Source organism: Pseudomonas ulcerans (assembly GCF_036324125.1).
Lineage (GTDB): Bacteria > Pseudomonadota > Gammaproteobacteria > Pseudomonadales > Pseudomonadaceae > Aquipseudomonas > Aquipseudomonas ulcerans.
On record NZ_JAZDQN010000076.1, the window covers coordinates 1 to 16,271 of the forward strand.

General features: G+C 59.6%; 10 protein-coding genes. 6 read left to right on the plus strand and 4 right to left on the minus strand.

Annotated elements, in window-relative coordinates; all coding sequences use genetic code 11:
* Positions 1–229: 229 nt before the first annotated feature.
* Positions 230–2,797: an RHS repeat-associated core domain-containing protein gene (locus V0R59_RS30865; RefSeq protein WP_330078107.1), complete on the plus strand. Its 2,568-nt coding sequence runs from the start codon at positions 230–232 to the stop codon at positions 2,795–2,797.
* A 26-nt stretch (positions 2,798–2,823) separates the two neighbouring features.
* On the opposite strand, the gene V0R59_RS30870 is transcribed toward V0R59_RS30865, so the two are convergent.
* On the minus strand, positions 2,824–3,177 hold the full coding sequence (locus V0R59_RS30870; protein WP_330078108.1) for a hypothetical protein: 354 nt from the start codon (positions 3,175–3,177) through the stop codon (positions 2,824–2,826).
* Positions 3,178–3,520: 343 nt separating this feature from the next.
* On the opposite strand from V0R59_RS30870, the gene V0R59_RS30875 reads away from it, so the two are divergent.
* The 3 genes from V0R59_RS30875 (at position 3,521) to V0R59_RS30885 (ending at position 9,768) form a co-directional block, all read left to right on the plus strand.
* Positions 3,521–8,386 carry an NAD-glutamate dehydrogenase gene (locus tag V0R59_RS30875; protein ID WP_330078109.1) on the plus strand — a complete coding sequence of 1,622 codons (4,866 nt, stop codon included), beginning with the start codon at positions 3,521–3,523 and terminating at the stop codon, positions 8,384–8,386.
* A gap of 393 nt (positions 8,387–8,779) precedes the next feature.
* Positions 8,780–9,076, plus strand: coding sequence for a DUF3077 domain-containing protein (locus V0R59_RS30880; RefSeq protein WP_330078110.1), 297 nt, complete (start codon positions 8,780–8,782; stop codon positions 9,074–9,076).
* A 227-nt stretch (positions 9,077–9,303) separates the two neighbouring features.
* The gene (locus V0R59_RS30885) at positions 9,304–9,768 is read left to right on the plus strand and encodes a DUF6998 domain-containing protein (RefSeq protein ID WP_330078111.1); all 465 of its coding nucleotides are present in this window, start codon (positions 9,304–9,306) and stop codon (positions 9,766–9,768) included.
* Between the two features lie 116 nt (positions 9,769–9,884).
* On the opposite strand, the gene V0R59_RS30890 is transcribed toward V0R59_RS30885, so the two are convergent.
* Both V0R59_RS30890 and V0R59_RS30895 read right to left on the minus strand, forming a co-directional pair.
* A complete protein-coding gene (locus V0R59_RS30890; RefSeq protein ID WP_330078112.1) occupies positions 9,885–10,772 on the minus strand; it encodes a hypothetical protein in 888 nt (295 codons plus the stop codon).
* Positions 10,773–11,271: 499 nt separating this feature from the next.
* Entirely contained in the window at positions 11,272–12,378 is a 1,107-nt protein-coding gene (locus tag V0R59_RS30895; protein WP_330078113.1) for an HNH endonuclease, read from the minus strand.
* A gap of 372 nt (positions 12,379–12,750) precedes the next feature.
* Here V0R59_RS30895 and V0R59_RS30900 point away from each other — a divergent pair, with 372 nt between their 5' ends.
* Complete coding sequence (locus tag V0R59_RS30900) at positions 12,751–15,126, plus strand: TOTE conflict system archaeo-eukaryotic primase domain-containing protein (protein WP_330078114.1); 2,376 nt, start codon at positions 12,751–12,753, stop codon at positions 15,124–15,126.
* Between the two features lie 45 nt (positions 15,127–15,171).
* On the opposite strand, the gene ppsR is transcribed toward V0R59_RS30900, so the two are convergent.
* Positions 15,172–15,990 carry a posphoenolpyruvate synthetase regulatory kinase/phosphorylase PpsR gene (ppsR, locus tag V0R59_RS30905; protein WP_330078115.1) on the minus strand — a complete coding sequence of 273 codons (819 nt, stop codon included), beginning with the start codon at positions 15,988–15,990 and terminating at the stop codon, positions 15,172–15,174.
* Between the two features lie 185 nt (positions 15,991–16,175).
* On the opposite strand from ppsR, the gene V0R59_RS32120 reads away from it, so the two are divergent.
* Positions 16,176–16,271 (plus strand): hypothetical protein (locus tag V0R59_RS32120; protein ID WP_408005264.1); only part of this gene is annotated, 96 nt, incomplete at its 3' end.

Below are 16,271 nucleotides of genomic sequence, written 5' to 3' on the forward strand. Positions count from 1 at the left end.
CCCCCCCCCCCCCCCACGGGGGGCCCCCGGGGGGGGGGGGCCCCCCCGCGCGTGGGGTGCGGTCCACCCCCCCCCGCAATCGGGGGTGAACCCGCTCCCACAGGGTACGCGTGATGTTCTTTATCCTTTTCAGCCGGCAACACCGCACGCGCGGCCTGATATTTCTGCCAGTTGGCGCAGGCAGGCGGCGGGAGTACAACCGGCGCAACGAGCTTGCGGAGCTTTGTGCGTGAACGCTTCGGTGCATACCCATACCCCGGTGCTGAACGTGATCGATGGTCGCGGGCTGGACGTGCGCCGGGTGGATTATCACCGGGCGCAGGCGGGGCAAGCGGCGCAGCGGCGGGTACAGGCGAGCCGCTTCGATGCCGGGGCGCGTCTGCGGGAACAATGGGATGCGCGCTTGTTCGGGCAGCAGGGCGGGGCTAGCCAGCGGCAATTGACCAGCCTGTCTGACAGGTTGCTGCTGGACGAAAGTGGCGATGCCGGCTGGCAGTTGCTGTTGCCGGGCGATGCCGACCAGGTGGTGGAACGCTGGGATACCCGCGGCGGGCACTGGCAGACCGGGTATGACGAGCGCGTGCGGCCGCTGTGGATTCGCGAGGGTGACAGGCTGGCCGAGCGTTTCACCTATGGGGCGGACGAGGATGCAAATCGACGGGGCCGGCTGGTCCGGCATGACGATGAGGCGGGTAGCCGGACGGTCATCGGCTACAGCCTGACCGGCATAGAATCAGGGGAAACCCGCTGCTTTCTCGACTCGCTCGATCTGCCGGATTGGTCGCGGGAACCGTCGCTGGAGCCGGGCGAGGGTGAAACGACCCGCTATGTGCATGGCCCGCAAACCTCGGAAAAGCTCGAACAGACCGATGCCCGGGGCAATCGCCAGGTCTTTCGCTACGGTTTGAATGGCCAGTTGTCCGGGTTGACGGAGAGGCTGGCGGACGGCATCGAGCATCGGGCACTGAGTGATGTCCACTACAACGCTCGATTGCAGGTCGAATCCAGGACGGCCGGGAATGGTGTGATCAGCAAGTCGTGCTACGACCCGGCTGATGGTCGCCTTTTGCGTTTCAGCTCCAGCCTTCTGGACCTGGTCTACGGCTACGACCCGCTGGGCAACGTGTTGCGGATCGAAGATCGCAGCCAGCCGGTGCGCTACTTTGCCAACCAGCGGATCGACCCGGTCTGCACCTTCCTCTACGACTCCCTTTCCCAACTGATCGAGGCCACAGGTCGCGAGGCGGCTGGCGTCGTCTCGGGCCCGGACCTGCCAGCACTGACGCCGGATACCAGCCAGTTGCTCAATTACCGCGAGCATTACGACTACGATGCCAGCGGCAATCTGCTGTCCCTTAGGCATGTCGGCCTGCAGCAATGGACCCGGACCTTCGCGGTGGCGCCGGACAGCAATCGTGCTCTGCCAGAGCCGGGTGACCCGGCGACCGGGTTCGATCTGAACGGCAACCTGCTCGAACTGGCGTCGGGCCAGCCGCTGCGCTGGAGTGCGCGCAACCAGTTGCTCGGTATCCGGCAGGTGGCGCGCGCGGAGGGCGCGGACGACGAGGAGCAGTATCGTTACGGCGCGGACGGCCAGCGGCTGCGCAAGGTGGTGACGCGGCGGGTGGCCGGGCGCATGCAGCGCGGTGAAACCCGCTATCTGCCCGGGCTTGAGCTGCACACGCGGCAGGGAGAGGCTTTCGCCGTGGTTCAGGTAGAGTCCTGTCGCTGCCTGGTCTGGAGCGAAGGTCAACCAGAAGGCATCGCCGGCCCGCAATGGCGCTACAGCGTCAGCGATGTGTACGACAGCAGTGCACTGGAGCTGGATGGCGAGGCACGGATCATCACGCACGAAGGCTATTACCCCTTCGGCGGCACGGCCTGGTGGGCGGGGCGTTCGGCGGTGGAGGCGGGGTACAAGACGCGGCGCTATTCAGGGCGGGAGCGGGATTCGACGGGGCTGTACAACTATGGCCTGCGCTATTACGCGCCGTGGCTGGCGCGCTGGATCAGCCCGGATCCGGCAGGGGATGTGGATGGGCTGAACCGTTACCGGATGGCGCGCAACAATCCGCTGCGGTTCAGGGACGAGCAGGGGTTGATGCCGGTCGACAGGCAGGAGGCGGGCGCCAGTGACAATGATCCCGGCCGCGAGGAGCGCCGGCAGTTCGTCGCCAGTCACTTCAGGCACAAATTCCCGGATGAGTACATGGTCGGCTCCAGCTTCATTGGGGCGGATGGGCTGGTGAACGAGTTCGTGGGCGTTTATGGGGAGACCCGCTGGTCCTTCGACTTGCTGTACAAGCGCTCGTCCACCGACAAGCGTTTTCACGCCAGCGATGTTTTGTATATGCAGTCCCGTCTGGCGAAGGAGCGATACGGCATCAGCGAGGAAAACCTCGAAACCGTGGAGTTCGAGAATGTGGTGAATACGTCCACGCTAGCGACGGTAGTCAGCTCGCTGGAGCAACCGGAGGCCATGGAAAAGGCGTTTTTGCTGGAGACACCCCTTGGCAGGCTGGCCGGAAGATTGTTGAGGGAAATCGGCCTGCAACCTGGAGGGATCACCGTTCGGCCGATCACCAACAGGCAGGGCATGGTGGTGGCGGCGAATATTGTCGTCGAGGTGGAGCATCCCGAGGTTGCAGTGAGTCAGCACGTCGAGCCTGACGAGGGCGAGGGTGTGCGAGTGCAGGCGCTTCATATACCGGAGGAAATGATGCACGGGATGCGGATGGGGGCCTTGTCCGTGGCGCAGATCACGCCGGAGCTGCCGTTGATGCGTCGTATGCGCTGATGCCCCGCTTCCGCAGGGCCATGACTTCAGCGATCGCAGACCAGGGTCCCGACCCCATCAAGGATCGCTGTCAGCACTTCCTCGATCTCATCCAGGTCACCCACGGCCTGGGTCAGGTCGATTTCCAGCACATCATCGCCGCCGAACAGTTCGGTAGCACCCGGCGCCGTCTCGATCAGCAGGCGGGTAGCGCTCAGGGTCACCTTGATATCCCGCAGCGTGGCGCCTTCTTCCTCGATCATCAGGTCGACTTCATCGTCTTCCGGGTAGCGGCAGAGGATGAACAGGCGGCCATCGGTATTGTTGCTGCCGAGGGTGGCGAGGTTGTCTTCTTCGTCATCGCAGGCGTTGCCGAAGATCAGCGCGGAGGTCAGTTGCATGGAACAGCTCGATCAAGGAAATGAAACGCGAGTGTGCCAGCGTTTGCCCCCGGGATGAATCTCCGCCTGCACCTCCTTGTCCGAATATGTCGCAGCGCCGCAAGCAGGGGCGGGTGCGCTGTCGTTAAGCTGCGTTGTCGATGGACACCCGTAAAGACGCAGTCGGCTCCGGTAGACAGTGGTTTTTGCAGATGCCCATCCTGGTGTGACCGACCGGTCAGACCTGTACTCGCTCTTTCGCATTTCCCCTCCGCCGTGCCCGACATTGACTATGGTTGATGCGGGACAAGGCGGACACGCGCGACGTTTCAATCAAAAACAAAGCCCAAGCGGAGTACCACAGATGGCGTTTTTCACCGCAGCCAGCAAAGCCGACTTCCAGCATCAACTGAAAGCAGCCCTGGCGCAGCACATCAGCGAACAGGCACTGCCACAAGTGGCGCTGTTCGCCGAACAGTTCTTCGGCATCATCTCTCTTGACGAGCTGACCCAGCGTCGTCTCTCCGACCTGGTTGGCTGCACCCTCTCTGCCTGGCGCATCATCGAGCGCTTCGACCACGCCCAGCCCCAGGTCAACGTCTACAACCCCGATTACGAGCGTCATGGCTGGCAGTCGACCCACACCGCCGTAGAAGTCCTGCACCATGACCTGCCGTTCCTGGTGGACTCGGTCCGCACCGAGCTGAACCGCCGCGGCTACAGCATCCACACCCTGCAGACCACCGTGCTCAGCGTGCGTCGCGGGGCCAATGGCGAACTGCTGGAAATCCTGCCCAAGGGCACCCAGGGCGAAGGCGTGCTGCAGGAATCGCTGATGTACCTGGAGATCGACCGTTGCGCCAACAACGCCGAACTCGCCGTGCTGACCCACGAACTGACCCAGGTGCTGGCCGAAGTGCGCGTCGCCGTGGCCGACTTCGAGCCGATGAAGGCCAAGGTCCGCGAGCTGCTGGCCCTGGTGGAGCAGACCCCGTACGCCGCCGTCGAAGGCGAGAAGGCCGAGGTCAAGAGCTTCCTCGAATGGCTGGTGGGCAACCACTTCACCTTCCTCGGCTACGAAGAGTTCGTGGTCAATGCCGATGCCCAGGGCGGGCACCTGGTCTATGACGAAAACTCCTTCCTCGGCCTGACCCGCCTGCTGCGCGCCGGCCTCACCGCCGAAGACCTGCGCATCGAGGACTACGCGGTCGCCTACCTCAACGAACCGCTGCTGCTGTCCTTCGCCAAGGCCGCGCACCCGAGCCGCGTGCACCGTCCGGCCTACCCGGACTACGTGTCGATCCGCCAGCTGGACGCCCACGGCAAGGTCATCAAGGAATGCCGCTTCATGGGCCTGTACACCTCGGCGGTGTACGGCGAAAGCGTGCGCCAGATCCCGTACATTCGCGACAAGGTCGCCGAAGTCGAGCGCCGTTCCGGCTTCGATGCCAAGGCCCACCTGGGCAAGGAACTGGCCCAGGTCCTCGAAGTGCTGCCGCGCGACGACCTGTTCCAGACCCCGGTGGACGAGCTGTTCAGCACCGTCATGTCCATCGTGCAGATCCAGGAACGCAACAAGATCCGCGTGTTCCTGCGCAAGGACCCGTACGGCCGCTTCTGCTACTGCCTGGCCTACGTGCCGCGTGACATCTATTCCACCGAAGTGCGGCAGAAGATCCAGCAGGTGCTGATGGAGCGCCTCAAGGCCAGCGACTGCGAATTCTGGACCTTCTTCTCCGAGTCGGTGCTGGCGCGGGTGCAACTGATCCTGCGGGTAGATCCGAAGAACCGCATCGATATCGACGCCAAGCAGCTGGAAAACGAAGTGATCCAGGCCTGCCGCTCGTGGCAGGACGACTACGCCAGCCTTACCGTCGAAAGCTTCGGCGAAGCCCAGGGCACCAACGTCCTGGCGGACTTCCCGAAAGGCTTCCCGGCCGGCTACCGCGAGCGCTTCGCCGCGCACTCGGCGGTGGTCGACATGCAGCACCTGCTCAACCTGTCGGACAAGAAGCCGCTGGTGATGAGCTTCTACCAACCGCTGACCCAGACCGGCAAGCACATCCTGCACTGCAAGCTGTACCACGCCGATACCCCGCTGGCGCTGTCCGACGTCCTGCCGATCCTGGAAAACCTCGGCCTGCGCGTGCTCGGCGAGTTCCCGTACCGCCTGCGCCACAGCAATGGTCGCGAGTTCTGGATCCATGACTTCGCCTTCACCTACAGCGAAGGCCTGAGCCTGGACATCCAGCAGCTCAACGACACCCTGCAGGACGCCTTCGTCCATATCGTCAACGGCGACGCCGAGAACGACGCCTTCAACCGCCTGGTGCTGACCGCCGGCCTGCCATGGCGCGACGTCGCCCTGCTGCGCGCCTACGCCCGCTACCTCAAGCAGATCCGCCTGGGCTTCGACCTCGGCTACATCGCCAGCACCCTGAACAACCACACCGATATCGCCCGCGAGCTGACCCGGCTGTTCAAGACCCGCTTCTACCTGGCGCGCAAGCTCACCGCCGAAGACCTGGAAGACAAGCAGCAGCGCCTGGAACAGGCGATCCTCAGCGCCCTGGACGACGTCCAGGTGCTCAACGAAGACCGCATCCTGCGTCGCTACCTCGACCTGATCAAGGCCACCCTGCGTACCAACTTCTACCAGCCGGACGCCAAGGGCCAGAACAAGTCGTACTTCAGCTTCAAGTTCAATCCCAAGCTGATCCCCGAGCTGCCCAAGCCGGTGCCGAAGTTCGAGATCTTCGTCTACTCGCCGCGTGTCGAAGGCGTGCACCTGCGCTTCGGCAACGTCGCCCGCGGCGGCCTGCGCTGGTCGGACCGCGAGGAAGACTTCCGCACCGAAGTCCTGGGCCTGGTAAAAGCCCAGCAAGTGAAGAACTCGGTGATCGTGCCGGTGGGCGCCAAGGGCGGCTTCCTGCCGCGTCGCCTGCCGCTGGGCGGCAGCCGCGACGACATCGCCGCCGAGGGTATCGCCTGCTACCGCATCTTCATCTCCGGCCTGCTCGACATCACCGACAACCTCAAGGACGGCGGCGTGGTGCCACCGGCCAACGTGGTGCGGCATGACGATGACGACCCGTACCTGGTAGTGGCCGCCGACAAAGGCACCGCCACCTTCTCCGACATCGCCAACGGCATCGCCATCGACTACGGCTTCTGGCTCGGCGACGCCTTCGCCTCCGGTGGTTCCGCCGGCTACGACCACAAGAAGATGGGCATCACCGCCCGTGGCGCCTGGGTTGGCGTGCAGCGGCACTTCCGCGAGCGCGGCATCAACGTGCAGAAGGACGTCATCACCGTGGTCGGCATCGGCGACATGGCCGGCGACGTGTTCGGCAACGGCCTGCTGATGTCCGAGACCCTGCAACTGGTCGCGGCCTTCAACCACCTGCACATCTTCATCGACCCGAACCCGGAGCCGGCCAGCAGCTTCGCCGAGCGCAAACGCCTGTTCGACCTGCCGCGTTCGGCCTGGAGCGACTACGACACCAGCATCATGTCCGAGGGTGGCGGCATCTTCCCGCGCAGCGCGAAGAGCATCACCATCACCCCGCAGATGAAGGAACGCTTCGCCATCGAAGCCGACAAGCTCACCCCGACCGAACTGCTCAACGCCCTGCTCAAGGCCCCGGTCGACCTGCTGTGGAACGGCGGTATCGGCACCTACGTCAAATCCAGCGAAGAAAGCCACGCCGACGTCGGCGACAAGGCCAACGACGCCCTGCGGGTGAACGGTGACGAACTGCGCTGCAAGGTAGTGGGCGAGGGCGGCAACCTCGGCATGACCCAGCTCGGCCGTGTCGAATTCGGCCTCAATGGTGGTGCCACCAACACCGACTTCATCGACAACGCCGGTGGCGTGGACTGCTCCGACCACGAGGTCAACATCAAGATCCTGCTCAACGAGGTTGTGCAGGCTGGCGACATGACCGAGAAGCAGCGCAACCAGCTGCTCGGCAGCATGACCGAAGAGGTTTCCACGCTCGTCCTCGGCAACAACTACAAGCAGACCCAGGCCCTGTCCCTGGCTGCACGCCGGGCCAAGGAGCGCATTGCCGAATACAAACGCCTGATGGCCGACCTGGAAAGCCGCGGCAAGCTCGATCGCGCGATCGAATTCCTGCCGTCGGAAGAGCAACTGGCCGAGCGTATCGCCGCCAACCAGGGGCTCAGCCGTGCCGAGCTGTCGGTGCTGATTTCCTACAGCAAGATCGACCTCAAGGAAGCGCTGCTCAAGTCGCTGGTGCCGGACGACGACTACCTCACCCGCGACATGGAGACTGCGTTCCCGCCGTCGCTGGTGCACAAGTTCGCCGATGCGATGCGCCGTCACCGCCTGAAGCGCGAGATCGTCAGCACCCAGATTGCCAACGACCTGGTCAACAACATGGGGATCACCTTCGTTCAGCGGTTGAAGGAATCCACTGGTATGAGCCCGGCCAATGTGGCGGGTGCCTACGTCATCGTGCGGGATATCTTCCACCTGCCGCACTGGTTCCGGCAGATCGAGGCCCTGGACTACCAGGTCCCGGCCGAAGTCCAGCTGACCCTGATGGATGAGCTGATGCGCCTGGGCCGTCGTGCTACCCGCTGGTTCCTCCGTAGCCGTCGGAATGAGCAGGATGCTGGTCGCGATGTTGCTCACTTCGGGCCGCAGATTGCTGCCCTGGGCCTCAAGCTCGACGAACTGCTCGAAGGCCCGACCCGCGAGCGGTGGCAGACCCGGTACCAGAGCTTTGTCGAGGCTGGCGTACCGGAGCTGCTGGCGCGGATGGTGGCGGGTACCACGCACCTGTACACCCTGCTGCCGATCATCGAAGCCTCCGACGTTACCGGGCAGGAGCCAGCGAAGGTGGCCAAGGCGTTCTTCGCAGTGGGCAGCGCGCTGGATCTGACCTGGTATCTGCAGGAGATCAGCAATCTGTCGGTGGAGAACAACTGGCAGGCACTGGCGCGGGAAGCGTTCCGCGATGATATCGATCTGCAGCAGCGGGCCATTACGATTTCCGTCTTGCAGATGGTGGATTCGCCGGAGGATATGGATGCGCGGGTGGCGCTGTGGATGGAGCAGCATCGCGTTATGGTTGAACGCTGGCGTGCGATGCTAGACGACCTGCGGGCGGCTACTGGGACGGATTATGCGATGTATGCGGTTGCTAACCGGGAGCTGGTTGATCTGGCGCTTAGTGGGCAGTCGGCGGTGATTCCGTCTTGATGGTTTGAGGTGAAATGAAGGGGCCCCGGCAGTGATGTCGGGGCCTTTTCATTTATAAGGTTTAAGTGTCGTATAGAGGTACAAAACTTCCTCTTGGTCCGGCTTTCTTGTAGGCAATTTCCCAATCATACTTCGCCGCGTTAGTTCTCGTTGCGCTCCTTGGAAACGCTGCCTAGGCTGCACCGGTCGTTGCATTGCAATGACAGGCTTTGACAGGCCTGAAGACCGCTTTTCGAGGAGACGCCAACCGCTATGGCGGCTGTGCGTGTGGGCGCCTTCGGGCGCGCCAGGTTTTTCTCCTCATGGTCCCTGGTCTGTCAACCCGCGCACAGTTGCCACCCTTCGGTTTGACAGCCGGGTCGTGGCAACTCCTGTAGACCAGAGGAGAATGTCATGAAAAAGATTGTTCCTGATCCGCCGAGGATCACCACCGTTCATACCCGTTTTAGTGCCTGTAATGAAAGCCATAAGCCGTTGTTTGCGGTTTGTGAAGGAGTCGATATCGAGGATGCGCTTGTGCATCTTTCCATGACGTTAAGGTCGGCGTTTGAGACCAATGTGCAGGTTTGTGAGCAGGTTGACCGCGGTGTGGTTGGGTTGGCTTGGGCGACTTATCATTCGCTGGAGATTGGGTTGGCGTTGGTGGAGTCGATGTTGGCCGGATTGGCTGGGGAGAAGGGAGCGGGGTGAGGTTACTTCACTGAGCTATGGGCCGCGTGAGCGGCCCTTTGTTTTTTCATCTCGCTGATTTTTTGGGGGGCTCTGCTTGGGCTTGTCCGCGCCGGGGTCATCTGAACCGTCGTCCAAATTGGTCTTATGGTGTCAATTTGATATCATTTAAGCAACCGAACCCTGAGCCTTTGACGCCGGCAAGTGGGTATCTAATTGAGGCACGCTACGCGAGCAGTAGGGAATACATGGACCCATCGATCGAAGTGAAGATCCAAAAGGCACTTGAAGGACTGTTCGTTGCTGTCTCCCAACTGCAGGAGGCTTACCCCGGCAAGCCGTTCACGTTGGATGGTCGTCTTGTCGGTGATATCGGCGAGGTGGTTGCGAGCTTGGCCTATAAATTGACGCTCAACGAAGGCCTGACTAAGCACCATGACGCGGTCTGTGACGAAGGCCGGAATGTCCAGATCAAGACCACTTTCGGTACGAGCCTGACGTTTCCCGTTCACCACGTACCCGATTACTACTTGGGTATTCGGATGAACCGTGACGGTACGTTTGAGGAGATTTACAACGGGCCGGGACATCTCATCCATCAGCAACTGGCTGGACGCAGGCCGACCCGCACTGGGTTGCATGGTGGGCTCATGCCGATGCTGCGGCGGTTGAATGCGACTGTTGCCGAGGAAGATCGGATAGGGCGTCGCTGAAACTTCGCATCAGCGCTGTGATCAGCTCACTCCGGCTACGCTGGTAAATCTCTCGAGGTGCAGATTGGCCGGGTTCGGTTGTTCCTAGTGTGCAGGCGGCGATTTGCTGCCTGTCTTTATCTATTATCGTTCTCTGCGGCGGGCTCAAGGTGGCTATGGTGAATAGGGCCACAGGCAAATCGTTGATACTGAAGTAGCTTCCGTCGGCGGGCATCACCTATTTGGCGAAGCATGTTCGGTCGCTCCAGATGCAAGTAGGCGGTTGGAAGCAGCGCTGGGTCATAGGGGATGGCGTCCAGGACGTCGATTCCATATTCGACGTAAACGCGCTTGCCGAGCGGTGTCAGGGCTAAGGCTTTAATCCGGCGGATGTGCTCTGATATGACCCGATACCCTTCATGTACAAGTAGATCGCGCAGATAATGGTTCGAGGCGCGCAGCGCGATTTTCACCCGTACGGACTCCCTGTGTCGCCGATCCTGCCAGTAAGCAAATAAATTGAACAGGCGAGACTTGAGACAAGTGATTGGATCGATGACGGCGACCTGTACTCCTTCAATATCCAGGACGGTTAAATATTTGAAAATCTCTTTTTGAGGCGCACCCCCGACGCTGTCCATTTCCAGGATGTCGACGATGACCGCTTTGCCGTCAATCCAGTCAATGTAAGCGGCGGCAATATTTATCGTGTTGTCGTCCATTTTCGCCTTGCGAAAAGGAACTCCCATCATCCGCTCGCAATAATCAATAGAGTTGGGTTTGCCGATAAAGTCCAAGTCATCGCTAGTTATGAATCCAACATCCTCGCCTGTCATTTCGTCGATGAGGTATTGCCGGGCCCAAAGCGTAAGAGATTGTCCGCCAACGATCACGAGGCCGTAATCGGTGACAGCTGATTGAATCGAGGGGCGGTAGACGCGCTGGATTAGATCGAGGAGGAAAGCGAAGAGCTCTGAGCGTTCAAGGAGGGCGAACGGAGAATCTTCGTTCGCCGCTTCAGTCATCAGTTGCCTAGGGCAGAGAATCGTTGTGGGCGAGCGATTGACGCAGAATTGCCGCGAAGGGCGGCTTTGGCACAGGCGGCAGCCATTTCAAGCATTTCAGGGGAAGCACTATAGACAGCATCCACCTGGCGGTCACGTGAGCTGCTTTTAAGGCTCATCATTTCCGCAAAGCTAGGGTTTTTCGAGTGCTGGTGGCCGTTGATCATGACAAAAGTGCCCATAAGGGGGAACAGACTTGGCTTTGAGGTTAGCACACTCAGTCGGCGCAGTTACAGGCAAAGAACTGTGATTGCCAGGCATTGACCGACGAAATGTATGGTCAATGGTGCCGCCTAGGAACGCAGGAGCGGTGAAACCGCTCCTGCGTTCCTAGGCGGCTCAGACGGCGGCGGGCTGTACGATCTTTCGCCAGAAAATCATTTGTCAAGGGAAATGTCAACGTGGCTGGCAGTCAGGTTTGCTACCGGTCGGCAGATATCATGAAAAGCTGACGTCAGGTTCACTCCGGCTCGATGGTCTTCAATCGCTCTTTTAGCTGGTGATTCAGTGACTCCCCATGCATGCCGGAATGGATCTCCCGATGGCAGTTCGGGCATATCGCCCCAACATACCGCGGGTGATCAAGGCCACCATCGGATAGCCGATTTACGTGATGAGGTTCGAGGTAGTAACCGCCGTCTTTCTTTAGGAAGGGTGCAGGCTTCAGGCAGCATTCACATATCCCGTCGGCTCGCATCAGCACGTAGTGAGCAACCTTCCGGCTACGCTGGTAAATCTTTCGTGGTGCAGATTGGCCGGGTTCGGTTGCTCCGGGCGTGCAGGCGGCGATGGCTGCCTGCCGAGCCGCTTCCAGCGATTTCGGTAGTTCTGCGTCTTCCTTTACATCAGCCTCATCGCTCTGCTCTGGGCTGCTGTCGCCGTCAGGTACCAGTCGAAATACGAGAGCAGAACGTTCTTCCTTCAACTCATCAAGCTGGGTCCGCCGGAAAATATCCGCGCAAGAAAACTCTCCTTCGAAGCGGTAACCCTTGCTTTTACCTAAAGACTTGAAGAGGTACAGCGCACGCCCCGTTTGGGCATGTTCAGCAATCGCCAGATTGTTCCCATCCAGGGTCATATCGCCGCGCTTGCCTTCTCCGGTGTACAGGTACGCCGAGTGATCGTCATTCCAGCCGTCGGTGTAGCCGTACTGCTCGCCGCTCTCTCCCGTAAAAATGAAAATGGCAGGCTGGCTTCTGGATTTGGATATGCCGTTCTGATAATTGCCGCCGAAGAGACCGTTGATTTCGGTTTTGCGGTCGTAGATCGCGCCGAGTTGGAAGTGGGGGGCAGGTTGATTAGCGCCACGTGGTAGCGCCTTCACCACGAAGCCGCATTTTTCTAGGTAGCTGTTGGTCTGGTGGCCACCCGTGAATTGAGTGAATGGGGTGCCGGTTGCCAGAGAGACGATTTTCTTCGCTGGGTACAGAGTGCCGGCGACGTCTATCGCGTAGAGGTGGGACTGGTTTTGCTCCCATGCGTGCCACTCATTCTGACCTCTGAGCTCGGTATCAAAAACCTGCATGGCGTTGACAATTGCTTCCTTGGATACCGCTTTGATTGCCACGAACGCAGACCTTTTTCGCTGATTTGTGTAGGAAATTTCCTATCGTGGCGAAAATGAGTACACGTTTCAATGAGAGTGATGGCTCGATGCTATTGGCTTGCTCAGGCATTGGCTGGGGTTCAGGCAAAGAAGACTTCTGTGATGGTCTCCTGGATAGGTGTGTTGGAAATCGCAGGTTCGGCGGTGTGCCTGCTGATTCTGAAAGAGTCAGAGCTCTGATTTCTTATGTGTTGAATGATGTGTTTCAGCCGCAATCTTGTGCCGCTGTCTTTTGCAGCCTTGGGCTTGAGATGCCACCAGTCAGCCGTTTGATAGCCTTCGCCGCAAGCTGCTAGCCTACCGTCAAAGAAGTACGAGATTGGGCCCTAGGCGGTGACTGATTCAGCGCTAATACAGAAGCTACGTACAGAGAATGCGCGCTTGGTGGCCTTGCTCGAGGCCAATGGTATCGAGTGGCGACCTCCCGCCGAGCCGGTGTCCATTATCCCCGCACACCCTGAGCACATCTCAGGTCTTGGTACTGAAGAAAAGGTTGCGCTTTTCAGCAGTCTGTTCAAAGGCCGCATGGATATTCATGCTGTGCGTTGGGAAAGTGCCTTGGGCAAAAAAGCTGGCTACGCCCCGGCCTGTGCCAATGAGTGGCGCCCTGGTATTTGCGAGAAGCCTCGCATCAAATGTAGTGATTGCGGGCAGCGCCAGTTGCTTCCGATGACCAACGATGTCATTTACCGCCATCTGGCTGGTGCGATCGTGGCGGGTATTTACCCGCTGCTCAGTGACGATACATGCTACTTCCTGGCGGCTGATTTCGATGAGGCGGGCTGGCGAGAAGATGCGCAAGCATTTGTGCAGGCGTGCCATGAGCTCGAGATCCCTGTGGCGTTGGAAATCTCGCGCTCTGGTAATGGCGCACATGCCTGGATTTTTTTCGAGCGCAACGTTCCCGCAAGCGATGCTCGTCGTTTGGGCGCAGCCATAATCAGCCACGCGTGCGAGCGTACACGCCAGCTTTCACTTAGCTCCTACGACCGGTTGTTCCCCAACCAGGATTATCTGCCCAAGGGCGGGTTTGGCAATTTGATAGCGCTGCCTTTGCAGAAGCGCGCGCGGGCTAGCGACTGTAGTGTTTTTGTTGATGACTCATTGACGCCATATCCCGACCAATGGGCCTACCTCGCGACCGTCCAACGCATGAGCCCGGAGAGAATTCAGCCGGTCATCACGCAGGCCATGGGCAGCCGTGATCCACTGGGTGTTGCGTTTGTCGATTCGCAGGCCGAGGCCGAACCGTGGAAAACCCATCGACCGAGCGCGCGTTCATTGAGTTGCCCGCTGCCCTCTACGCTGGATGTGACGCTCGCGAACTTGATTTATTTTGACAAGGCGCAGTTACCGCAACCGTTGGCCAATCAGTTGGTTCGTCTTGCCGCGTTTCAGAATCCCGAATTCTACAAGGCCCAAGCCATGCGCCTGTCTGTGTGGAATAAACCGAGGGTTATCGGCTGCGCTCAAAACTTTCCCCAGCATATTGCGCTTCCTCGCGGCTGTTTGGACGCAGTGCTCGAATTACTGAAGGACTGCAAAATCACCCCGCAGTTTCGGGATGAGCGTTTTCTCGGTGTTGCTCTCGACGCGAGATTCTTGGGCACCTTACGTCCCGACCAAGAAGCAGCCGTTCAGGCACTGCTGACACATGACACTGGCGTATTGTGCGCGCCGACTGCATTCGGCAAAACCGTCACTGCTGCCGCGCTGATTGCACAGCGTCAGGTGAATACCTTGGTGCTGGTTCATCGCACAGAGTTGCTGCGCCAGTGGCAAGCACGCTTACAGGCCTTCCTGGATATAGGCAAAGAGGTCGTAGGCACAATAGGAGGCGGAAAGGCGAAGGCTACAGGTCGGATTGACATTGCGGTGATGCAGTCCTTGTCCCGCAAAGGCGAAATTAGTGACTTGGTCAAGAATTACGGCCAAGTGATTGTCGATGAATGCCACCATCTTTCGGCGGTTTCTTTTGAGGCGCTACTGCGAAGTATCCCGGCGCGGTATGTACTTGGACTAACGGCTACTCCGATTCGTCGCGATGGCCAGCAGCCGATTATTTTTATGCAGTGCGGACCCATACGGCACACTGCGTCACGTCCTCAAGGCGCTCCTCACGATCTTTCAGTGATTCCTCGCATGCTCCCCAGTGCAGTTGTTGTGCCTGGCGATGCGGGGATACAAGAGGTGTTCAAGGTCCTTGCCAACGATGCCGCACGCACGGCGGCAATTGTTGCGGATGTCCGCGCGGCTTATGAGCAAGGCAGAAAGGTACTCGTACTTACCCAGCGTACTGAGCATGTAGATTTGCTGGAGAATGCCCTTGTTAACCACATCGAAAACCTTGTCACCGTTCATGGGCGTATGCCCAAGAAGCAGAGGTTGGCTCGCCTCGAGGAACTGGAAACGTTACCTGAGGATGCTCCTCGCGTGCTGCTGGCGACCGGCAAGTTGATAGGGGAAGGCTTTGACCATCCAGCACTGGATACGCTGGTGCTGGCGATGCCGATTTCCTGGCAAGGTATCCTTCAGCAGTACACGGGCCGGCTGCACCGGACACATGCGGCGAAGACGGATGTGCAGGTCTTCGATTTTGTGGACGAGGGGAGCGTAGCGCTCACGCGGATGTGGGAGAAGAGAAAACTTGGGTATAGGGCGATGGGGTATCGGATGGCGGATACGCCCGGTTCGATGAAGCTTCTTTGACGCAGCCAGGCGGTCAAGCGCTAGGCTGCGTCTTGCAAGTGCCGATCACTTAAACCGCCGCTCCACCCCTTTCTCTACCAGGATCTTCGCCGAAATCTCCTCCACCGAAAAATGCGTGGAATTGATATGCGGAATATTCTCCCGCCGGAACAGATTCTCCACCTCGCGCACCTCAAACTCGCATTGCGCGAAGCTGGCGTACCGGCTGTTCGGTTTACGTTCGTGCCGAATGGCAGTCAAACGATCCGGGTCGATAGTCAGGCCGAACAGCTTGTGCTGGTGATTCTTCAGCGCCGCCGGCAATTGCAGTCTCTCCATATCATCCTCGGTCAACGGATAGTTAGCCGCCCGAATGCCGAATTGCATGGCCATGTACAGACAAGTAGGCGTCTTACCGCAGCGCGACACGCCCACGAGGATCAGATCGGCCTTGTCGTAGTAGTGGGTGCGGGCGCCATCGTCGTTATCGAGGGCGAAGTTGACCGCTTCAATCCGCTCCATGTAGTTCGAATTGCCACCGATCGAGTGCGATTTCCCCACCGAATACGACGAATGCGCCGTCAGCTCCTGCTCCAGCGGCGCCAGGAACGTGGAGAAAATATCGATCATGAACCCATTCGACGTCGCCAGAACCTCCCGAATATCCTGATTCACAATGGTGTCAAAGATGATCGGCCGCACCCCATCCCGCTCCGCCGCGGCGTTGATCTGCTGCACCATCACCCGCGCCTTGTCCACGGTGTCGATGTAGGGACGGGTGAACTTGTTGAACGGAATGTTCTCGAATTGGGCTAGAAGACTCTGTCCGAGGGTCTCCGCCGTGATGCCAGTGCCGTCGGAAATGAAGAAGGCAGATCGTTTCATTTGCGCCATGGGCCTTAAGCTGGTGACGATTCTTGGATATGATAGGTTCGGTTTGCCGAACGCCATCGTTACGACATCGTCGGCATTCTCACTTATTTTCCAGGTCCAGGCCACAAGCGCCCGGCCAGCCCCCAGGGGGCGCCGGCGTCCTGAGCTTTTCCAATACAGTTAGTGGAGAGATCACCTTGGTAGAGTACGTAGTTTCCCTCGATAAGCTCGGCGTCCATGATGTGGAGCATGTGGGGGGCAAGAACGCATCCCTGGGCGAGATGATCAGGCGA

Bases quoted from the DNA above. Each gene is read 5' to 3' on its own strand.
- V0R59_RS30870 (WP_330078108.1), bottom strand. From the start codon at position 3,177: ATGCAACTGACCTCCGCGCTGATCTTCGGCAACGCCTGCGATGACGAA.
- V0R59_RS30875 (WP_330078109.1), top strand. From the start codon at position 3,521: ATGGCGTTTTTCACCGCAGCCAGCAAAGCCGACTTCCAGCATCAACTG.
- V0R59_RS30880 (WP_330078110.1), top strand. From the start codon at position 8,780: ATGAAAAAGATTGTTCCTGATCCGCCGAGGATCACCACCGTTCATACC.
- V0R59_RS30885 (WP_330078111.1), top strand. From the start codon at position 9,304: ATGGACCCATCGATCGAAGTGAAGATCCAAAAGGCACTTGAAGGACTG.
- V0R59_RS30890 (WP_330078112.1), bottom strand. From the start codon at position 10,772: ATGACTGAAGCGGCGAACGAAGATTCTCCGTTCGCCCTCCTTGAACGC.
- ppsR (WP_330078115.1), bottom strand. From the start codon at position 15,990: ATGAAACGATCTGCCTTCTTCATTTCCGACGGCACTGGCATCACGGCG.